18 protein-coding genes are annotated in these 18,500 nt (G+C 38.3%); 13 read left to right on the top strand and 5 right to left on the bottom strand.

Annotated features, from left to right (window positions below; translation table 11 throughout):
* Positions 1-350 precede the first annotated feature (350 nt).
* From recA to SJY23_RS05370, 3 genes are all read left to right on the top strand, one after another.
* Positions 351-1,358 carry a recombinase RecA gene (gene recA / locus SJY23_RS05380; RefSeq protein WP_396597735.1) on the top strand — a complete coding sequence of 336 codons (1,008 nt, stop codon included), beginning with the start codon at positions 351-353 and terminating at the stop codon, positions 1,356-1,358.
* Between the two features lie 224 nt (positions 1,359-1,582).
* Complete coding sequence (locus tag SJY23_RS05375; protein ID WP_035335000.1) at positions 1,583-2,131, top strand: RNA polymerase sigma factor; 549 nt, start codon at positions 1,583-1,585, stop codon at positions 2,129-2,131.
* On the top strand, positions 2,131-3,588 hold the full coding sequence (locus tag SJY23_RS05370; RefSeq protein ID WP_396597734.1) for a hypothetical protein: 1,458 nt from the start codon (positions 2,131-2,133) through the stop codon (positions 3,586-3,588). Before SJY23_RS05375 ends, SJY23_RS05370 begins: the two co-directional genes overlap by 1 nt.
* 155 nt (positions 3,589-3,743) lie before the next feature.
* Here SJY23_RS05370 and SJY23_RS05365 read toward each other — a convergent pair whose 3' ends face one another.
* Positions 3,744-4,478, bottom strand: coding sequence for a lysophospholipid acyltransferase family protein (locus SJY23_RS05365; protein WP_396597733.1), 735 nt, complete (start codon positions 4,476-4,478; stop codon positions 3,744-3,746).
* 71 nt (positions 4,479-4,549) lie between these two features.
* Here SJY23_RS05365 and trpS point away from each other — a divergent pair, with 71 nt between their 5' ends.
* From trpS to SJY23_RS05340, 5 genes are all read left to right on the top strand, one after another.
* On the top strand, positions 4,550-5,521 hold the full coding sequence (gene trpS, locus SJY23_RS05360) for a tryptophan--tRNA ligase (RefSeq protein WP_396597732.1): 972 nt from the start codon (positions 4,550-4,552) through the stop codon (positions 5,519-5,521).
* A 141-nt stretch (positions 5,522-5,662) separates the two neighbouring features.
* Positions 5,663-5,980, top strand: a complete 318-nt coding sequence (locus SJY23_RS05355) for a hypothetical protein (protein ID WP_396597731.1) — start codon at positions 5,663-5,665, stop codon at positions 5,978-5,980.
* 173 nt (positions 5,981-6,153) lie between these two features.
* Positions 6,154-6,606, top strand: coding sequence for a 6-carboxytetrahydropterin synthase (locus SJY23_RS05350; RefSeq protein ID WP_035326104.1), 453 nt, complete (start codon positions 6,154-6,156; stop codon positions 6,604-6,606).
* A gap of 6 nt (positions 6,607-6,612) precedes the next feature.
* Positions 6,613-7,374 (top strand): UDP-2,3-diacylglucosamine diphosphatase, encoded by a 762-nt coding sequence (locus tag SJY23_RS05345; protein ID WP_035328878.1) that lies wholly within the window; start codon positions 6,613-6,615, stop codon positions 7,372-7,374.
* A gap of 53 nt (positions 7,375-7,427) precedes the next feature.
* Positions 7,428-8,360 carry an alpha/beta fold hydrolase gene (locus SJY23_RS05340; protein ID WP_396597730.1) on the top strand — a complete coding sequence of 311 codons (933 nt, stop codon included), beginning with the start codon at positions 7,428-7,430 and terminating at the stop codon, positions 8,358-8,360.
* A 64-nt stretch (positions 8,361-8,424) separates the two neighbouring features.
* Here SJY23_RS05340 and SJY23_RS05335 read toward each other — a convergent pair whose 3' ends face one another.
* The 4 genes from SJY23_RS05335 to SJY23_RS05320 form a co-directional block, all read right to left on the bottom strand.
* Positions 8,425-8,619 carry a hypothetical protein gene (locus SJY23_RS05335; protein WP_396597729.1) on the bottom strand — a complete coding sequence of 65 codons (195 nt, stop codon included), beginning with the start codon at positions 8,617-8,619 and terminating at the stop codon, positions 8,425-8,427.
* A gap of 197 nt (positions 8,620-8,816) precedes the next feature.
* Positions 8,817-10,511, bottom strand: a complete 1,695-nt coding sequence (gene recJ, locus SJY23_RS05330) for a single-stranded-DNA-specific exonuclease RecJ (RefSeq protein ID WP_396597728.1) — start codon at positions 10,509-10,511, stop codon at positions 8,817-8,819.
* Positions 10,511-12,052, bottom strand: a complete 1,542-nt coding sequence (locus SJY23_RS05325) for an SPOR domain-containing protein (protein WP_396597727.1) — start codon at positions 12,050-12,052, stop codon at positions 10,511-10,513. The genes recJ and SJY23_RS05325 overlap by 1 nt, the downstream gene beginning before the upstream one ends.
* A 4-nt stretch (positions 12,053-12,056) precedes the next feature.
* A complete protein-coding gene (locus SJY23_RS05320; protein WP_396598105.1) occupies positions 12,057-12,509 on the bottom strand; it encodes an OsmC family protein in 453 nt (150 codons plus the stop codon).
* Positions 12,510-12,617: 108 nt separating this feature from the next.
* Between SJY23_RS05320 and SJY23_RS05315 the strand changes: the two genes are divergently transcribed.
* From SJY23_RS05315 to SJY23_RS05295, 5 genes are all read left to right on the top strand, one after another.
* Positions 12,618-13,208 (top strand): carboxymuconolactone decarboxylase family protein, encoded by a 591-nt coding sequence (locus SJY23_RS05315; protein ID WP_396597726.1) that lies wholly within the window; start codon positions 12,618-12,620, stop codon positions 13,206-13,208.
* Positions 13,209-13,239: 31 nt separating this feature from the next.
* A complete protein-coding gene (locus tag SJY23_RS05310; protein WP_339845977.1) occupies positions 13,240-13,878 on the top strand; it encodes an outer membrane beta-barrel protein in 639 nt (212 codons plus the stop codon).
* A 106-nt stretch (positions 13,879-13,984) separates the two neighbouring features.
* Positions 13,985-17,392 carry an isoleucine--tRNA ligase gene (gene ileS, locus SJY23_RS05305; protein ID WP_396597725.1) on the top strand — a complete coding sequence of 1,136 codons (3,408 nt, stop codon included), beginning with the start codon at positions 13,985-13,987 and terminating at the stop codon, positions 17,390-17,392.
* Between the two features lie 2 nt (positions 17,393-17,394).
* Positions 17,395-17,778 carry a TraR/DksA family transcriptional regulator gene (locus SJY23_RS05300; protein ID WP_396597724.1) on the top strand — a complete coding sequence of 128 codons (384 nt, stop codon included), beginning with the start codon at positions 17,395-17,397 and terminating at the stop codon, positions 17,776-17,778.
* 96 nt (positions 17,779-17,874) lie between these two features.
* Positions 17,875-18,474 carry a hypothetical protein gene (locus SJY23_RS05295; RefSeq protein WP_396597723.1) on the top strand — a complete coding sequence of 200 codons (600 nt, stop codon included), beginning with the start codon at positions 17,875-17,877 and terminating at the stop codon, positions 18,472-18,474.
* Positions 18,475-18,500: the final 26 nt, after the last annotated feature.

Raw genomic sequence — 18,500 nt, 5'->3', positions numbered from 1 at the left:
TGAATTAAGGGCACAAAAAATGCCCGGAGGTCTATCCTGCGGGCATTTTTTTGTGAATTTTGGCTAATTCAGGTTTACATTTTATTTAATGTCGTCGTAATTTTTTTAATACTTTGTAGCTGTGGCCTTCCTAATTTTAGTAAAGATTCCAAATTTTAGTATCTTTGACAAAACGTCGGGAATAATGTGTTTGGTGTGCGTTAGACTTAATCTCGTTGCTAAGATGCAATAATAATTAATTGGTTGCGTCTACATCGATAAGAATTATGTTAAAATTTTTACGCTTTCGCGAAAGCACACCTTGTTTACCCATTATTTAACAATTAAATTTACAATACAAAACTGAAGATATGAGTAGTGAAAAAGATGCAAAATTAAAAGCCCTTAAACTCACCCTAGATAAGCTAGACAAGACTTACGGTAAGGGAGCCGTGATGAAGATGGGAGATCAAGCTATCGTGGATGTAGAGTCCATACCAACAGGTTCTCTAGGGCTAGATGTTGCTTTAGGTGTAGGAGGATATCCTAGAGGTCGTGTTATTGAAATTTATGGCCCAGAATCTTCTGGTAAAACAACCTTAACGCTACATGCCATAGCTCAAGCACAAAAAGCTGGAGGTATTGCTGCGTTTATTGACGCAGAGCACGCTTTTGACCGTTTTTATGCAGAAAAGCTAGGAGTAGATATTGACAACTTAATCATATCACAACCAGATAACGGTGAGCAAGCACTAGAAATTGCAGACAATCTTATACGCTCGGGAGCTATTGATATTGTTGTAGTCGATTCGGTTGCAGCACTTACTCCTAAAAGTGAGATAGAAGGCGAGATGGGAGACTCAAAAATGGGACTTCACGCTCGTTTAATGTCTCAAGCGCTTCGTAAACTTACTGGGTCTATAAGCAAGACTAACTGTACAGTGATCTTCATTAACCAACTCCGCGAGAAGATTGGAGTAATGTTTGGAAACCCAGAGACTACAACAGGTGGTAATGCTCTTAAGTTTTATGCTTCTGTACGTTTAGACATACGTCGTTCTACACAGATCAAGGATAGTAATGCAAACGTGATAGGTAACAAAACTCGAGTTAAAGTTGTAAAAAACAAAGTTGCACCACCGTTCCGCATGGCAGAATTTGATATTATGTATGGTGAAGGAGTATCAAAAGTAGGAGAGATTATAGATATAGGTGTCAACTATGAGATTGTAAAGAAAGCTGGATCATGGTTTAGCTATCAAGATACTAAGCTAGGGCAAGGAAGAGATGCTGTAAAGGCATTGTTACTAGATAACCCAGATCTTATGGACGAGCTAGAAACGAAAATTCATGAAGCAATCAAGTTATCTAACGAGTAAGCAATTATATCATATTGATAATAAAAACCTCCTTTATCGGAGGTTTTTGTATTTTAAACGCAACCTTTTTATTATTTAAGCATCTGTAAAGAGTTAACTAAATAAAAATTAAGGCATATAATATACGTAAACATCCATCTTAGATATCAAAAGCTTGCATAAGCAAATTTTATAGTTGATATCTGTTCTTATTTTAGAATAAGAATTTAAAAACGAACCAACGGTTGAGTCAAGACCAACTAATAAAGAACTGCAAGAAGAAGCTACCTAAAGCTCAAGCAGAATTATACAATCGCTACGCTAGCGTTTTGTTTTCTGTATGCTTAAAGTATGCTCCTAATTATGCAGAAGCAGAAGATATTCTGCAAGATGCCTTTATAACCATCTTTGACAAAGTAAATCAGTATAAGAATAAAGGTTCTTTTGAGGGATGGCTTAAAAGAATAGCTATAAATACGGCCTTACAGCGCTATCGAAAACCAGGTGTTTTTAATCTAGTTAACGAAGAGAACATAAAAGAAGTAGAAGTTGAGATAGAAGAAGAAAGTATTCCTCTTGATTTCTTACTTAAGATTATACAAGAGCTCCCAGATAGATACAGAATGGTTTTTAACCTATATGTGATGGATGGGCACTCACACAAAGAAATATCAACATTGCTTGCAATTTCTCAGGGCACCTCAAAATCAAACCTTGCACGCGCCCGAGGAATATTAAAAGAAAAAATTGAGATGAGCCAGTTTAACCCCAAAAGCAAATCTCACATACAATAATGAAGGAGAAGAAGAATATAGATAGATTATTTCAAGAGAAATTCAAAGATTTTGAATCGCACCCTAGTGATCGTGTGTGGAATAATATTCTTGCAGCACAAGAAGAAAAGGAAGATAAAAAGATAATCCCATTCTGGTGGAAGTTAGGTGGTCTTGCTGCGGCATTCCTATTACTTTTTGGTATAGGTAGCTTATTTTTTAATACTGACAATCAAGATAATATCCAGATTGTAGATGTACCAAGCATCGATAATAAAAACAACGTTTCACAAGAGGATAAAACCACAGGCTCTGGCGTTACTCAAGTAACAAAAAATAATGAAGAAGGTAATAAGCTTGTGACTCCTAACTACTCTCAGACTACTTCGAGTAAAAAAAGCAATACGAGGCCAAGAAATTCAAAAAATACTTCCCTGGCGTCTAGAGGAAACAAGAATGGACCTGAAAATGCACATCAAAGCAGTCCAAACAAATCAAAAGTTACAAAAGAACAAACAAATAGTGAGGAAATTGCTCATCAAGCACATTTACCTCAACCAAGCACAGCAAATTCAAATAGCCAGCTTTATATAGAAAAACCTGAAGTTGATAATAATGAATCCATACAAAAAAGCACTAATGCGATTGCTCAAACAAACACACTAGACGAGAATACTAATAACAACAAAAACCTCATCAACGAAGCTCAGAAAATAGAAACCTTGCAACAGGAAGAGCTTGCTCAAGTAGTTGATAACACTACCATGAAGCGCTGGGATATTGGTGCCGTAGCTGCTCCCGTCTATTACGGCGATTTTGGAGGTTCTGGATTAGACAAACAGTTTGCAGATAATGATAAATCTGGTGATGTGAATTTAAGTTACGGGGTTCAAGTAAGCTATGCCATAAGTCCAAAATTTAAAATACGTACTGGAGTAAGCAATGTGGACTTAAGTTATAATACTAATGAAGTATCATTTTCAACTAATGGATTAGGACGCAGTGTACGAGGAATTTCATTTAATGACAATGTAAAAGCACTAGCCATTTTAGACAATCCGGCTACTCAACATAGTTTTACTGCAGATAATGCTATATCAAGAATAGGTGCAACTTCTAACGGCTCCTTACAACAGCAACTAAGCTACGTAGAAGTACCGCTAGAAGCTATTTATGTAATTTCAGATAAACGCGTTGGGCTATCGCTCATAGGTGGGGTAAGCACACTCTTTCTCAATGACAATAATGTTATCTTAAAATCATCAGAACTCAACACAAGTTTGGGTACTGCAAATGGTGTAAATGATCTAAGCTTCACAACAAATCTAGGTGTAGGATTAGATTATAAATTCACAAAAAAAATCATATTTAATATAGAACCATCACTTAAATATCAACTCAATAGTTTTGATAATACAGTGGTAGACTTTCAGCCGTATTACATAGGTGTGTATACAGGTGTAAGTTATAAGTTCTAGTAAAGAAGCTATGCCAAGTGTAGTTTACTTGGTATTAGGTTAGTTTTTTAGTTGGTTAGGTAATCGTTGCGCTTGCAATGATAACAAGAAAGGCTCCGCTGGTTACGGAGCCTTTTATTTTTTATGGTGGTTATTACGCTTTCGCGAAAGCGTACTTAAACCCCTTTCAATTCTTCTAAAATTATAGCTCTTGTTTGCTCCCTAAGCGGCTTTTTATCGTCTTGAGTCATTCCTTCTGTAGGTATAAATGAATGTACTTTTGCACGCATCACACCTGGCTCACCTTCAAAGAATGAATAAGGAAATCTCTTCTTATTGTCATAAAACGTCATAGGAACAATAGGCAACTTATGATCTATAGCAAGTCTAAAAGCACCATCCTTAAAAGTGTCTAGCACGATAGAAGTATCATCTGGCACGCCACCTTCTGGAAAAATACAGATACTAAACCCCTGACTGAGCCTGCGCTGTGCTTGATCAAAAACCTGCTTGCGGCTACGCGCGTTACCTCTATCTACAAGAATACACGTACGTTTATAGAAAAACCCAAAAAGCGGGAGCTTTGCAAGTTCTGCCTTTCCTACAAACACAAAAGGACTTTTTGCAAGGTGCAACATAAGCAAGATATCCATCATAGAGGTGTGGTTACTCACCAGCATATATCCTTTGCCACGTACAAACTTTTCTTCACGAGTCACTTTTGGAAATAATCCCATAAGCATCATAATTGTGCGTGCCCATATTTGAGCAAGTCTAAAAAACATACCATACCAGGTCTCCTTGAGGATACTTATAATAAGTAATGGAGATAATATGAGAATGACCACAAGCATTAAAAAGTAAAACCATACTTTCCAAAGTGCGACCGCTATTTTTCTTAATATGTGCATTCTTCCAAAAATAGGTAATTCAGCCTATGCAATGAACAGAAAAAGTTAACTTTGCTTTTTACTCAAATTTTATGTCAAGAATACTTACCGGAGTGCAAAGTACAGGCACACCACACTTAGGAAATTTACTAGGAGCTATTATACCAGCAATTGAGATGGCAAATAACCCTGCAAATGAGTCTTTTCTCTTTATTGCAGATATGCACTCGCTCACGCAAATAAAAGATGGAGCACAGCTACGTCACAACACCTACAGTACAGCAGCTACATGGCTGGCCTTTGGTCTTGACATTAATAAAACGGTTTTTTACAGACAGAGTGACGTACCACAAACGGCAGAGCTTACTTGGTATTTGAGTTGTTTCTTCCCGTACCAGCGACTTACACTTGCTCACAGTTTTAAGGATAAAGCAGACCGTCTAGAAGATGTAAACGCAGGTTTATTTACCTACCCTATGCTTATGGCGGCAGATATCTTGCTGTATGATGCAGAGGTTGTACCCGTGGGTAAAGATCAAGCGCAGCATATTGAGATGACGCGCGACGTGGCAAGCCGTTTCCACGCAGCTACAAAAACAGAAGTTTTTGTACTACCAGAAGCAAGTCACAATGAGGAGACAATGTATATACCAGGTACAGACGGCGCAAAGATGTCTAAGTCTAAAGGTAATATTATTAATATCTTTTTACCAGACAAGAAGCTACGTAAGCAAATTATGGGGATAAAAACAGACAGTACTCCTATGGAGGAACCTATGGAAACTGAGGGCTGTAATGTGTTTAACCTTTATAAATTACTAGCAACTCCAGAACAAGTAGACCGCTTACGCGAAAATTATAAACGTACAGATTTTGGCTACGGTCACGCAAAGCAAGCTGTATATGAGGTAATCATAGAGAAGTATGCTGCGCAACGTGAGAAGTATGCGTACTATATGGATAACCTCAACGAGATAGATGCTGCATTAAAAGTAGGAGCAGAAAAAGCCACCAAGGTCGCAAATGGAGTGATAGAAAGAGTTAGAAAGGTTGTGGGATACTAAATTGAAATAATAATGATAACTTCAAAAATCACAAGACGAACTCTACTGTTCATTATAACAATAGTTTTTTTTTCCTGTAAATCCTATACAATACCCATTGATAGTTTTAAGGAACAATTGATGGAATCAAATTCGTCTTCTATGAAAGATGTTCGTGTAAACAATCCTCTTTCACTAGGAACAATATCTTATGCTGCAAATAATGTAGAAGGTCTTATAGTTAAAGATAAAAATGGTAGCACTTCTTATTTAAGAAATTCTCCATCTATTGAAATGAGAGTAACTCATGTAAACGGCAAAAAATATCACATGTACTTTGACACTGTGATTATTGAAAATAACATTCTCAAAGGTGCGCGTTCTAGGTTCATTCAAGGTCTCAATAGAGAAATTTCAATGGACAGTATTGCCAAAATTGAAGTGCAAGATGGAGGCAAAAAATTCAAGTATCAAAATTAAAATTAGTATCAAAAACAGCTAACTATGGACATTATGAGCTTTTTAAGCGGTAACGGTTTGTTCCTCATCTTGGGACTTGTATTGATTATCGTAGTTTTGTACAACAAATTTAGAAACAGACGTTAAGTCGTATAGGTTTCAATTTTCGCGAAAGCGAAAACCAATAATACAGTATGTCAAAAATTAGAATTACAAAACAGTTTACCTTTGAGACAGGTCACGCGCTTTATGGCTATGATGGCAAGTGCAAGAATGTACACGGGCACAGTTACAAACTTAGCGTTACCGTAATAGGAGAACCTATTACAGATATGGGCAACGCAAAGCTGGGAATGGTTATCGACTTTGGTGACTTAAAGAAAATTGTAAATAGAGAGATTGTAAACGTTTTTGATCACGCTACCGTTTTTAATAAAAACACACCACACGTAGAGCTTGCAAAAGAACTATCTGATCGTGGTCACGATGTACTACTTGTAGATTACCAGCCTACGAGTGAGATGATGGTGATAGACTTTGCTGCAAAAATTCAATCATTTTTACCAGATACAATAAAATTACACTCACTACGCCTTTCTGAAACAGCAACAAGCTATGCAGAGTGGCACGCGGCAGATCAACTCTAGATGACTATTAACCTCCCAAAAGGAAAGAAAATATACTTCTCAAGTGATAACCACTTGGGTGCTCCCACTATGGAGGAAAGTAGACCGAGAGAGCGCATATTCTTGCAGTGGCTAGAGATGGCTCGCAAGGATGCACAGGCTATTTTCTTAATGGGTGATCTTTTTGACTTTTGGTTTGAGTATAAAACTGTAGTTCCTAAAGGTTTTGTGCGCACACTAGGCAAACTTGCCGAGATGCGTGATGAGGGCATCGAGATTTATTTTTTTGTAGGGAATCACGACCTATGGATGAACGGCTATTTTGAAGAAGAGCTGGGCATTCCCGTATATCACGACCCTAAAGTGTTTACTATAGATGATAAGAAGTTCTTTTTAGGTCACGGAGACGGCTTAGGTCCTGGAGATAATGGCTATAAGCGTATGAAGAAAGTCTTCCGTGGTAAGTTTTTTCAGTGGTTATTTCGCTGGGGACATCCAGATATTGGTATGAAAATTGCTCAGTATATGTCTGTAAAAAACAAGCTCATCTCTGGTGATGATGATCACGTGTTTCTTGGAGAAGAAAATGAGTGGCTTGCAGCTTATGCAAAGCGCAAACTTGAGACTGCTCACTATGATTATTTTGTTTTTGGGCACCGTCACTTACCTATGACCATACAAGTGGGAGAAAACAGCACCTATTACAATATAGGTGACTGGATTGCGCACTACACCTATGGAGTGTATGATGAGAATGGCTTTAAACTCGAGGAGTTTCTCAAGAAATAAAGCCTCAAAATCGATTTCATAGTAGACTTCGCTATCTTTAGAAAAACTTTTTGATGCGATTTCTAGTTCTTACTCTCTGTGCGATTGCACTTTTTTCTTGCAAACCATACCAATCTACCACTGCTCGTAAAGGGCAAATAACGTATGATGGCTTTCGCCAAAATCAGAAAACTTTCAACACTAGTGATGGCGCTATCGCTTATATAGACAAGGGTAAAAGCGATAAAGTGATTGTGCTCTTACACGGCGTACCTACATCTGGCTGGCTTTATCGAAAAATGATAGACCCACTTGTAAATAACGGCTACCGAGTGATTGTTCCAGATATGCTGGGTTACGGAAGCAGTGACAACCCAAAAGGCTACGACATCTATTCTGAAGAAAATCACGCACAACGATTACTAGAGTTGCTAGATAGTCTCAATATCACAACCTGGTCTCACGTGATGCACGACGCCGGCGGACTATGGACGTGGGAGTTGCTAAAAAAACAACCACAGCGCATCAATAACCTCATACTTCTCAATACCATTATTTATGAAGAAGGTTTTGATCCTCCCGTACGATTTAAGGAAGGGTTTATGGCTCGCACGGCTATGTGGGGTTACCGTAATGGCATTACCACAAATGTGATGCTCAAAAATTTATTTAAATCTGGAATGTTACAAAACAACCTCAACGAGATAGACGTATCAGGTTATAAAACCCCATTGCGAGAAGGGAAAACAAGAGGGATGTATTACTTCTTTACACAAACTTGCAACACCTTACCAGATTACACCTCACTCACTAAAGGTCTTGATATACCAACCGCAGTGATTTGGGGAAAAGAAGACACCTTTTTACTCATAGAACCTCAAAAAAATCAACTACAATCGTCTCTAAATATAAAAGAAGAAAATATACACCTACTAGAAGCCAAGCACTTTATTCAAGAAGAAAAACCAGAGGAGGTTGTCAAGTTAATCTTGGATTTTTTGAAATAAAACTTAAAAAGTAAAAATCCCTTCAATTGAAGGGATTTTTACTTTTTAAAAGATATGGAGCCTTTTAATTATTTATTGTACTCGTTATTTGCTTATCCCAAGTATCCATAGAAATTGCAAAAGATGAGTGAGCATCTTCAATAGCATTTGAATCATTGTATTGATAAAATACAATCATTACTATGGCCAAACAAAAGGTCACTAATGCTACTTCAATGATTTCGTATATCTCATTGTTTGATTTTTTTGTGGTTGCCATAGAGGTGTATTTATGTTAAGTGTTAACATAAATTTAAGAAAACACAATCCATATCACAAATTTTTAACATATTTGTCGAATAATAGTCTAAATGAAGCAAGAAAATCTCCTAAACTGGACAAGGCATAGACAAGCTCTTTTATTTTAACAATTATGCGCGCAGATTAATTATTCCTTATCAAATGAAAAACTTGAACTCAAGCTTTGATATCTTTTAATCGCAACTGCAAACTCACATTACCATTCCACTCATTTTCATCTATAGCGTAGGCTGCCATAAATGGCTTTTTATTTGTAATTAAATCATACTTATCGCCTAGATTAAAACCTATACACCCTATCTGTGAACCTCTGCTGTTTTGAACAACAGCCGCTTTAAGATGTGTTTGATCTGCTCCTACTTTTTTACCATAACCCGTATCTGTCAAGTTTTTAGTCATAAACGTAGGTGACATATTACGTGGCCCAAACGGTGCAAACTGCTTTATAATACGGTGAAACTTAGGCGTAATATCTACGAGGTTTATCTCACTGTCTATAGAAATTTCTGGCACTAGCAAGCGCTCATCGCAACTAGCGGCAACCACCTCCTCAAACTTTGCTTTAAAAGCCTCATATTGCTCTGGTAACAAAGTAAGTCCTGCAGCATACTTATGTCCACCAAACTGCTCTATATGCTCCGCACACTCGTGTAGGGCATTATATACATCAAAACCTTTTACAGATCTAGCAGAGGCTGCATACTTATCACCACTTCTTGTAAAAACAAGCGTAGGTCTGTAATATGTCTCAATAAGTCTAGAAGCCACAATCCCTATCACCCCTTTATGCCAGTCTTCTTGAAAAACAACGGTGGTTTTATTTCCCTCCTCTTGATTCTCTATAATTTGATCTAGAGCTTGCTGAGTAATACTCTTATCTGCTTCCTTTCGGTCGGAGTTATATTGCTCTATCTCTGATGCAAACTTGGTTGCTGTCTCTAGGTCTGTCTCTCGTAATAAGGTCACCGCGTGGTTACCGTGTACCATTCTTCCCGCAGCATTTATACGTGGGCCTATGATAAAAACAACATCTGTGATGGTAAGGGTTTCCTTTTTGACTTGCTTTATAATGGCTTCAAAACCTGCTCGAGGTGCTTGGTTTATCACATTAAGTCCGTGATAGGCAAGTATTCTGTTTTCTCCTGTGATAGGTACAATATCTGCGCCTATTGCGGTGGCAACAAGATCTAGGTAAGGAAGAAGCTCTTCAAAGTTTTGCTTTCGCGAAAGCGCAATTGCACTTATTAATTTAAAACCTACACCACAACCGCATAACTCATCATAAGGATACGAGCAATCTTCTCTTTTTGGGTCTAAAATAGCAACCGCATCTGGCAGCTGATCACCGGGTCTGTGGTGATCACAAATAATAAAGTCGATTCCTTTTTCTTTTGCATAAGCCACTTTCTCAATCGCTTTCACACCACAATCTAGTGCGATAATGAGTGTCATATCATTATCTGCAGCAAAGTCTATTCCCATATAAGAAACACCATAACCCTCTGCATAGCGATCTGGAATATAGGTTGCCACCTGCGGATGAATGGTATCGAGATAAGAACTCATTAAGGCAACACTCGTGGTACCATCTACATCATAATCACCAAAGACTAGGATGTTTTCGCCTTGAGCTATTGCCTGCTCGATACGAGCTACAGCTTTATCCATATCTTTCATCAGGAATGGATCGTGCAAAGCATCTAGCGAGGGTCTAAAAAAGTTTTTTGCTTTCTCAAACGTGTCAATATCTCGCTGTATAAGGAGTGTTGCAATAGGAGCTTCTACTCCCAGCTCTTGTGCTAGTTTTGCTACTTTTTGTGCTTCTGGTTTTGGTTTTAAAGTCCAGCGCATTAATCAAGGTTAATTTTGAGCATCCATGCTTCTTTTAAGTCGGGCATTGTTCTTACTTCTTCTAATTTTTCATAAAGAGCAGAAGCATTCATTCCAGCATCTACAAACACATAAAAGTAGTTGTTATCTGGACGAAAAAACATTTGAGGTTCGAGACCTTTATCAGTAAGAACACTCATCCAGTTTTCTGCATTTGTAGCATTTGAAAATACGTTAGTTACTATATAGTATCCCGCTCCAATATTTTCAACCTTAAGCGATGGCTTTTCCAGTAGCGAAGCAAGCTCTTTATTTACAACTTCTGGGGCAACATATATTGGCTTAGGATCCTCTGGAGCTGGTGGCGCTGCAATAGCAACTTGCTGATTTGTAATCACCTTCTTGGGTGGTTGCGCTGTTACCAATTGCTCACTAGAAGTAACATTGGCAACAATGTTATTTTTTTCTTTGTAAAAACGTTCACTTATAGTTGTTTGAAATGCAGTAAAGAATAAGAAAAACCGATCTGATCTTGTCTTAAATCTCATTTTTACTCCCCCTGTACTATTGGCTATAATTGTGTTCTGAGCTGTAGGGATTTTAATTTTCGCAAGGTCAAAACCTAGTGTGTTTAAACTATTAGGAATTCTATTTGTGGCTCTCTTGTCATTAATAGTTATCGTGCTATTAAAGAAATTACTTGATGCTCTCACACTATTGTCTAACGTTACAAAAACCTTCGTCTTAGGGTCAAAAATGCCAATCTCATCACGACCTAAAGTCCCATCACCTTCTAAAGCGCCTATGGTAATCGCTGTTGCTAACTCTCCCTTTTCTGAAGATTGAAAGTTACCAAAGTCGACTTCGACGGCTTTTTTATTTACAAATTCAAATCCGTGAAAGGTAGTCACATATTGTAATGGTTCTGTCTCATCTTCATAAACGACATAGAGTAACCACCCAGCAGAACTTCCTCCTATTATCTCCCCTTGGGTTGCACTTACATTTGCTACAGTCACTTGACCATTAATAGCACCTTGTACTAATGACGTAACGTCTGCCATACAAGCATAAGGCGCTCGAGAGCTTACAGAATTATGTGTCGCATCCTCGCCATCATAAATGAGTGAGCCTTGGATATTCTCATACGTTCCACCCGGTAATTTTAATTTTACGGCTCTTATATCGTGAGCACGATCGTCTAGTTTTTTATGGTAAACCTGGCCATCTTTGAGACGTTTACCACTACGCTCACCATGATAAGTTCCCGACCAATACAATCCAGCATACACAACCTTTACTCCTTCTTTCAACGATAAGTGGGCGCTGCTTGAACTCCATGTGCTTTGATCATTATCAATGTCCACATAGCGCATTTTGAACTCATCATTTATTTTTTCGAGATCATTAAATGGTTTTTCTGAGTCTTTGCTAAGTATATTATTACCCACCACGGCAGTGTTGCCGCGTATGTAAAATTCCTTATCTCTAGTAAAAGTTTTTGAATCCTGAGCAGTTGCTAGTAAAGGAAGTATACAAAGGAAACTCAATAGTTTTTTCATTGTTCTAGTTTTCGCTCCCTTCATTTAATTCAGAAAGTGCGTGATAGTGTACGCCTATTTTCAAATCGGCAAATTTTCTAAACATTTCCATAACCCCACAGTATTGCTCTTCAGAGAGTGTTACTGCTTTTTGGATTTTTTCTTCATTTAAGTCATCACCATAAAAGTGATAATCTAGCCATACGGTGTGATATGTTTTAGGGTGCTCTTCTGTGAGTTCTCCTTTTACGACCATTTTAAATTTAGGTACATCTACCCTCATCTTGTTGAGTACAAATACCACATCAAGACCAGTACATCCCGCAAGACCAGAAAGCATCATTGCCTTAGGACCCATCCCGTCGTTATTACCTCCATTTTCTGGAGAAGTATCTATGAGTACTTTATAACCCGTAGGGCTATCTGTCTCAAATTGCATTCCTTGTTTATAGATTGTAGTTACTGTATGTCCAGCCATTTTATGTGTTTGTTTTGCTTGAAATATGAAGGTACAAAATTGGTAGATAAAATGCCTATATTGCTTTCGCGAAAGCGTAAATAAGAACATTAATTTAAAATATATACGATGCCATTAGTAACACCACTCTCTGCCGAACACGACGAAACAACCAAAGAACTTGCCCTATTTTTTAATGAGACACTAGGCTTTTGTCCCAACTCGGTACTTACAATGCAGCGTCGTCCTGATATCTCACGCGCATTTATAAATCTTAACAAAGCTGTGATGGCAAACCAAGGCCGAGTGACTTCTGCCTTAAAACGTATGATTGCTTGGGTATCTAGTAATGCTACTGGATGTCGTTATTGCCAGGCGCACGCTATACGTGCAGCAGAGCGTTATGGAGCAGAGCAAGAGCAACTAGATAACATCTGGGAGTATCGCACACACGATGCCTTTTCTGATGCTGAGCGTGCTGCGCTTGATTTCTCACTAGCAGCAAGCCAAGTACCAAATGCCGTAGATGCAAAAATCAAGGAAGAATTATACAAATACTGGGATGAAGGTGAGATTGTAGAAATGCTGGGAGTGATTTCACTATTTGGATACCTCAACCGCTGGAACGACTCGATGGGAACTACCCTAGAGGAAGATGCCATAGATTCTGGAAATCAATACCTCGGAAAGCACGGTTTTGAAGTTGGGAAACACATGTAAGTTTATATTTAAAAGAATGAAAAATATATTTATGACAAAGAATATTGTAATGTTTTTTATAGGTTGCTCTATTACTGCGTTATCCTACGGTCAAAAAATAATTAGCTATAAATTAAAAGCTGGAGCAAACTACTCTAAGTATTCATCTAGTAAACTCCAATCTGTAAAGAGTGATTTTTTAGTATTTGATTATGTACTTGGAGGTTATTTTGGAGGAGGAGTTAGTGTGCCTCTTTCTAATAAGGTTGAACTCTCCTCAGGTTTGCTGTTATCATTCTGGGGAACTAAAGTGGATATAAATTATAGTAACCAAAATATTTTTGACTCTAACGACAACAATTTTAGAGAGGATGTTAATGGTTCTGTTTTAGGTGAAACTAGTATACTTATACCCTTTTTCATAGAGTATAACATCTGGCATAAACTAAGTTTAGGTTTTGGACCTCAGGTTAATTACCTCCTATCTACAAAAGATGATAATGATGGAGACACTAATGAAGGCCCTATAGTTTTTATAGACGAAGAACCATTTGGCGTTGATTTAATAATACAAAGTAGTTATGATTTGTCTTCCAAAATAGAAATTGAAGGAGGCTATTACTTTGGTTTAAATCATCGAGATGGAATCAAGGCTTCAGTGTTTCAACTGGGGCTTGCTTATAAACTTTAGTTATTAATAAATTTCAAAGAAGCGCCTCAAGATGTTATCATCTTGAGGCGCTTCTTTATTGCCTAAAAATCTCGTAAATTCGCGCACAACATTTAAAGACTACAAAATGAGCGCTAAGTTCACTGAATATAAAGGATTAGACCTTCCTAACATCGCTAGCGAGGTACTTGCCTACTGGAAAGAAAATGACGTTTTTGAGAAGTCGGTTACTTCTCGAGAAGGAGCAAAACCGTATGTGTTTTTTGAAGGACCACCTTCGGCAAATGGACTACCGGGTGTACACCACGTACTAGCACGTGCGATTAAAGATATTTTTCCTCGTTACAAAACGATGAAAGGCTTTCAAGTTAAGCGTAAAGCGGGATGGGATACGCACGGACTTCCTGTAGAACTTGGTGTTGAAAAAGAACTTGGTATTACCAAAGAAGATATCGGCACAAAAATCACTGTAGAAGAGTATAACGAAGCTTGTAAAAAAGCCGTGATGCGCTACACAGATATCTGGAACGACCTTACCGAAAAAATGGGCTACTGGGTAGATATGGAAGATCCATACATCACCTACAAGGCTAAGTATATGGAAACCGTATGGTGGCTACTTAAGCAAATCTATAACAAAGATTTACTGTACAAAGGGTACACCATCCAGCCGTATTCTCCTAAGGCGGGAACGGGATTAAGCTCTCACGAACTTAACCAGCCTGGCTGTTACCGCGATGTCACAGATACTACGGTGGTTGCACAATTTAAAATCACAGATCAAGGTGAAAACCCACTTGCAAAAGAACTTGCAGACGGGAATACTTACTTTATCGCCTGGACGACGACTCCTTGGACACTACCTTCAAACACGGCACTTACCGTAGGGAAGAAGATAGATTATGTACTCGTTGAGACATTTAACCAGTACACATTTGAGCCAGTAAAAGTTATCCTTGCTAAGAATTTAATCTCTAAGCAGTTTGATAAGAAATTTGTTTCCGCTTCCGCGAAAGAAGAACTGGACGCATATAATGCTGGAGATAAAAAAATACCATACTACGTAGCTAGAGAATTTAAAGGAGCAGACCTTCTTGAACTTCGCTACGAGCAACTATTTGACTTTGTACAGCCTAATGATAATCCTCAAGATGCTTTCCGCGTAATTGCGGGAGACTTTGTAACTACAGAAGATGGAACAGGTATCGTACACACAGCACCTACTTTTGGTGCAGATGATGCTTTGGTTGCAAAACTAGCTTCACCAGAAATTCCGCCACTTCTTATTAAAAATGAAGATGGTAATCTTGTGCCGCTTGTGGATCTTCAGGGTAAATTTCGCCCTGAGCTCAAAGAGTTTGGAAACAAGTACATCAAGAATGAATATTATGCAGATGGTGAGGCTCCAGAACGTTCTATGGACGTGGAACTTGCGATACGCTTAAAAGAAGAAAACAAAGCCTTTAAGGTTGAGAAGTACGTGCACAGTTACCCACATTGCTGGCGTACAGATAAGCCGGTACTTTACTACCCGCTCGATTCTTGGTTTATAAAAGTGACCGATTTTAAAGATCGTATGCACGAGCTTAACCTTGGCGTAAACTGGAAACCTAAGTCTACAGGTGAAGGACGTTTTGGAAACTGGCTTGCAAATGCAAACGACTGGAATTTATCACGTAGCCGTTTCTGGGGAATACCGCTTCCTATATGGCGTACCGAAGATGGAAAAGAAGAAATACTCATAGGATCTATAGCCGAACTTAAAGCCGAAATCCAAAAAGCACTTGATAAAGGTGTGATGGATGCAGATCCTTTTGAAGGATTTAAAGTGGGCGATATGAGTGAGGAAAATTACGAGCTTGTAGATCTCCATAAAAACATTGTAGATAAAATTACGCTAGTCTCAGACAGCGGGCAGCCTATGACACGTGAGGCAGACCTTATAGATGTATGGTTTGACTCTGGATCTATGCCGTATGCACAATGGCACTACCCTTTTGAAAATAAAGAACTCGTAGAAGACACTTGGCGTAAAGCAGATTTTATAGCCGAAGGTGTAGACCAAACTCGTGGATGGTTTTACACACTACACGCGATTGCAACGATGATCTTTGACGATGTAGCATATAAAAATGTAGTTTCTAACGGACTTGTACTTGACAAGAATGGGCAGAAGATGTCTAAGCGTCTTGGTAATGCAACAGATCCTTTTGAGACCCTAGAAAAATACGGGCCAGATGCAACGCGCTGGTATATGATTTCTAACGCAAACCCTTGGGATAACCTCAAGTTTGATTTGGAAGGAATAGAAGAAGTAAAACGTAAGTTCTTTGGAACACTTTACAACACGTATAACTTCTTTGCGCTGTATGCAAATCTTGATAATTTCGCTTTCGCGGAAGCGGAAATAGAGCTTTCTCAACGTCCAGAAATAGACAGATGGATACTATCAGAACTACACAGTCTTATAGCAGAAGTAGATAAGTTTTATGCCGAATATGAGCCTACCAAAGCAACAAGGGCGATAGACACTTTTGTACAAGAAAACCTGTCTAACTGGTTTGTACGATTAAGTAGAAGACGTTTCTGGAAAGGTGAATATGCTACCGATAAAATATCTGCATACCAAACATTATACACTTGTCTTGAGACGGTAGCAAAGCTTAGTGCTCCCGTAGCACCATTCTTTATGGAAAAACTCTATAAAGACCTCAACGCTGCTACTGGAAAAGAAGATTTTGAGAGCATACACCTCGCAGAATTCCCTGTGAGCGATGCCGCTTATATAGACACTGCGCTTGAGCACAAAATGCAAAAGGCACAGATAGTAAGTTCACTAACACTCTCATTAAGAGCAAAAGAGAAGATAAAAGTACGCCAACCTTTACAGCGTATTATGATCCCTGTGCTTAATGAAAATGACAAAAATGAGATCCTAGCCGTAGCAGATTTGATTAAATCTGAGGTAAACGTCAAGGAGATTGAGCTCATTTCTGACGATTCTGGGATCTTAGTGAAGCAAATCAAGCCTAATTTTAAGGTATTAGGACCTCGTTTTGGAAAAGATATGAAGCTGGTTGCCAGCAAGATAAATTCTTTACAAGCTGAGGATATCGCAAAAATTGAGCAAGATGGAGAATTAACCGTTGAAATTAATGGGGAAAATACTATTTTGCAAGCCGGCGACGTTGAGATAACATCGCAAGATATTGAAGGCTGGCTAGTTGCGAGTAATTCTGGAGTGACCGTGGCGTTAGACGTTACTATAAGTGATGAGCTTAAAAAAGAAGGTGTGGCACGAGAATTGGTTAACCGTATACAGAACCTGCGTAAGGACTCTGGATTTGAAGTGACAGATCGCATACACATACAGTTACAAGATGAGCCGGCAATTGCTCAAACGGTAGCTGCAAATGCAGACTATATTAAAGCAGAAACACTAGCAGATACTCTAGAAATTGTACCTACACTAAGTGAAGGGCTAGAGATTGCTTTTGATGACATAACAACATTTTTAACCATTTCAAAACACTAGTAATGGCAAACGACACACAAGAAAGATTTGGCGATGCACAGCTCGCTGAGTTTAGAGAATTAATAGAAAAGAAGATTGAGAAAGCACAACACGATCTCGAGCTTATCAAAAGTGCCTATCTCAATGATGGAGATAATGGTACAGATGACACCTCTCCACAATTTAAATCTTTTGAAGAAGGTAGCGCCACGATGAGTAAAGAGGCAAACAGTGCGCTTGCCATACGTCAAGAGAAGTTTATACGCGATCTTAAAAATGCGATTACTCGTATTAATAACAAAACGTACGGTATATGCCGTGTGACTGGAAAACTTATCAATCCAGAACGTTTAAAGTTAGTACCACACGCGACATTAAGTATTGAGGCTAAGAATATGCAGTCATAATCGTTGTTATATATCAAATAAATAAAAGCGTTCTTATGAGCGCTTTTTTTATAACCCCTCTTTAGTTTTTTGAGTTTACGTTTATCCATATTGTTTATGCTAGTCACGATGAGTTTATATGCTCAAAAACGACTTACGCAAACCTATGATGCAACGGTCGTAAAAGAGTTATATATAAACAGTAATGAGATTTTTGAGATTAAAATTTCTACAGCAGAGACTAGCGCTATCTCTGTTGCTACTATTATAGATGGGGAGACTTTTGCAAGTACATTACTTAATACTACTATAAACGATGGCGTACTTAAAATCACTACAGGAAAGACTCCAGATTACATTCCTTTTAATGATAAGCTCGCTGCCCATAAGGTGCTAGCTATTGAGCTTGAGATTATAATTCCAAAAGGGTTAGATGTTTCTATTTACTCAACTTTGGCAAGTGTAGATACTTATGGTAAGCTTGGCCAAGTACGCATAGATCTAGGTCGAGGACATTTTAAGGGGGAAGAATTCCGCTTTCGCGAAAGCGCAAAAATAAACACCATATCTGGAAGTATCCATCTAGATATTGATAAAGCAAATGTTACTGCACAATCCCGCAACGGTAATGTCGTTATATCGCCAGAAGTCACCCTAGGATCACCTCTTTCATTAGAAAGTATACATGGTGATATCACGATAGTAAAATCGTTGTGAATACCCTATTTTTGTCACGTTTTAAA

This window comes from Dokdonia sp. R86516 (genome assembly GCF_044596715.1).
Classification (GTDB): domain Bacteria; phylum Bacteroidota; class Bacteroidia; order Flavobacteriales; family Flavobacteriaceae; genus Dokdonia.
The sequence above is the reverse complement of the archived record's forward strand: the minus strand, read 5'-3'. Positions and strand labels throughout refer to the sequence as shown.

Bases quoted from the DNA above. Each gene is read 5' to 3' on its own strand.
- SJY23_RS05295 (WP_396597723.1), top strand. From the start codon at position 17,875: ATGCTAGTCACGATGAGTTTATATGCTCAAAAACGACTTACGCAAACC.
- trpS (WP_396597732.1), top strand. From the start codon at position 4,550: ATGTCAAGAATACTTACCGGAGTGCAAAGTACAGGCACACCACACTTA.
- SJY23_RS05350 (WP_035326104.1), top strand. From the start codon at position 6,154: ATGTCAAAAATTAGAATTACAAAACAGTTTACCTTTGAGACAGGTCAC.
- SJY23_RS05325 (WP_396597727.1), bottom strand. From the start codon at position 12,052: ATGAAAAAACTATTGAGTTTCCTTTGTATACTTCCTTTACTAGCAACT.
- SJY23_RS05315 (WP_396597726.1), top strand. From the start codon at position 12,618: ATGCCATTAGTAACACCACTCTCTGCCGAACACGACGAAACAACCAAA.
- SJY23_RS05300 (WP_396597724.1), top strand. From the start codon at position 17,395: ATGGCAAACGACACACAAGAAAGATTTGGCGATGCACAGCTCGCTGAG.
- recJ (WP_396597728.1), bottom strand. From the start codon at position 10,511: ATGCGCTGGACTTTAAAACCAAAACCAGAAGCACAAAAAGTAGCAAAA.
- SJY23_RS05370 (WP_396597734.1), top strand. From the start codon at position 2,131: ATGAAGGAGAAGAAGAATATAGATAGATTATTTCAAGAGAAATTCAAA.
- SJY23_RS05365 (WP_396597733.1), bottom strand. From the start codon at position 4,478: ATGCACATATTAAGAAAAATAGCGGTCGCACTTTGGAAAGTATGGTTT.
- SJY23_RS05320 (WP_396598105.1), bottom strand. From the start codon at position 12,509: ATGGCTGGACATACAGTAACTACAATCTATAAACAAGGAATGCAATTT.
- SJY23_RS05355 (WP_396597731.1), top strand. From the start codon at position 5,663: ATGAAAGATGTTCGTGTAAACAATCCTCTTTCACTAGGAACAATATCT.
- recA (WP_396597735.1), top strand. From the start codon at position 351: ATGAGTAGTGAAAAAGATGCAAAATTAAAAGCCCTTAAACTCACCCTA.
- SJY23_RS05340 (WP_396597730.1), top strand. From the start codon at position 7,428: ATGCGATTTCTAGTTCTTACTCTCTGTGCGATTGCACTTTTTTCTTGC.
- SJY23_RS05335 (WP_396597729.1), bottom strand. From the start codon at position 8,619: ATGGCAACCACAAAAAAATCAAACAATGAGATATACGAAATCATTGAA.
- ileS (WP_396597725.1), top strand. From the start codon at position 13,985: ATGAGCGCTAAGTTCACTGAATATAAAGGATTAGACCTTCCTAACATC.
- SJY23_RS05310 (WP_339845977.1), top strand. From the start codon at position 13,240: ATGACAAAGAATATTGTAATGTTTTTTATAGGTTGCTCTATTACTGCG.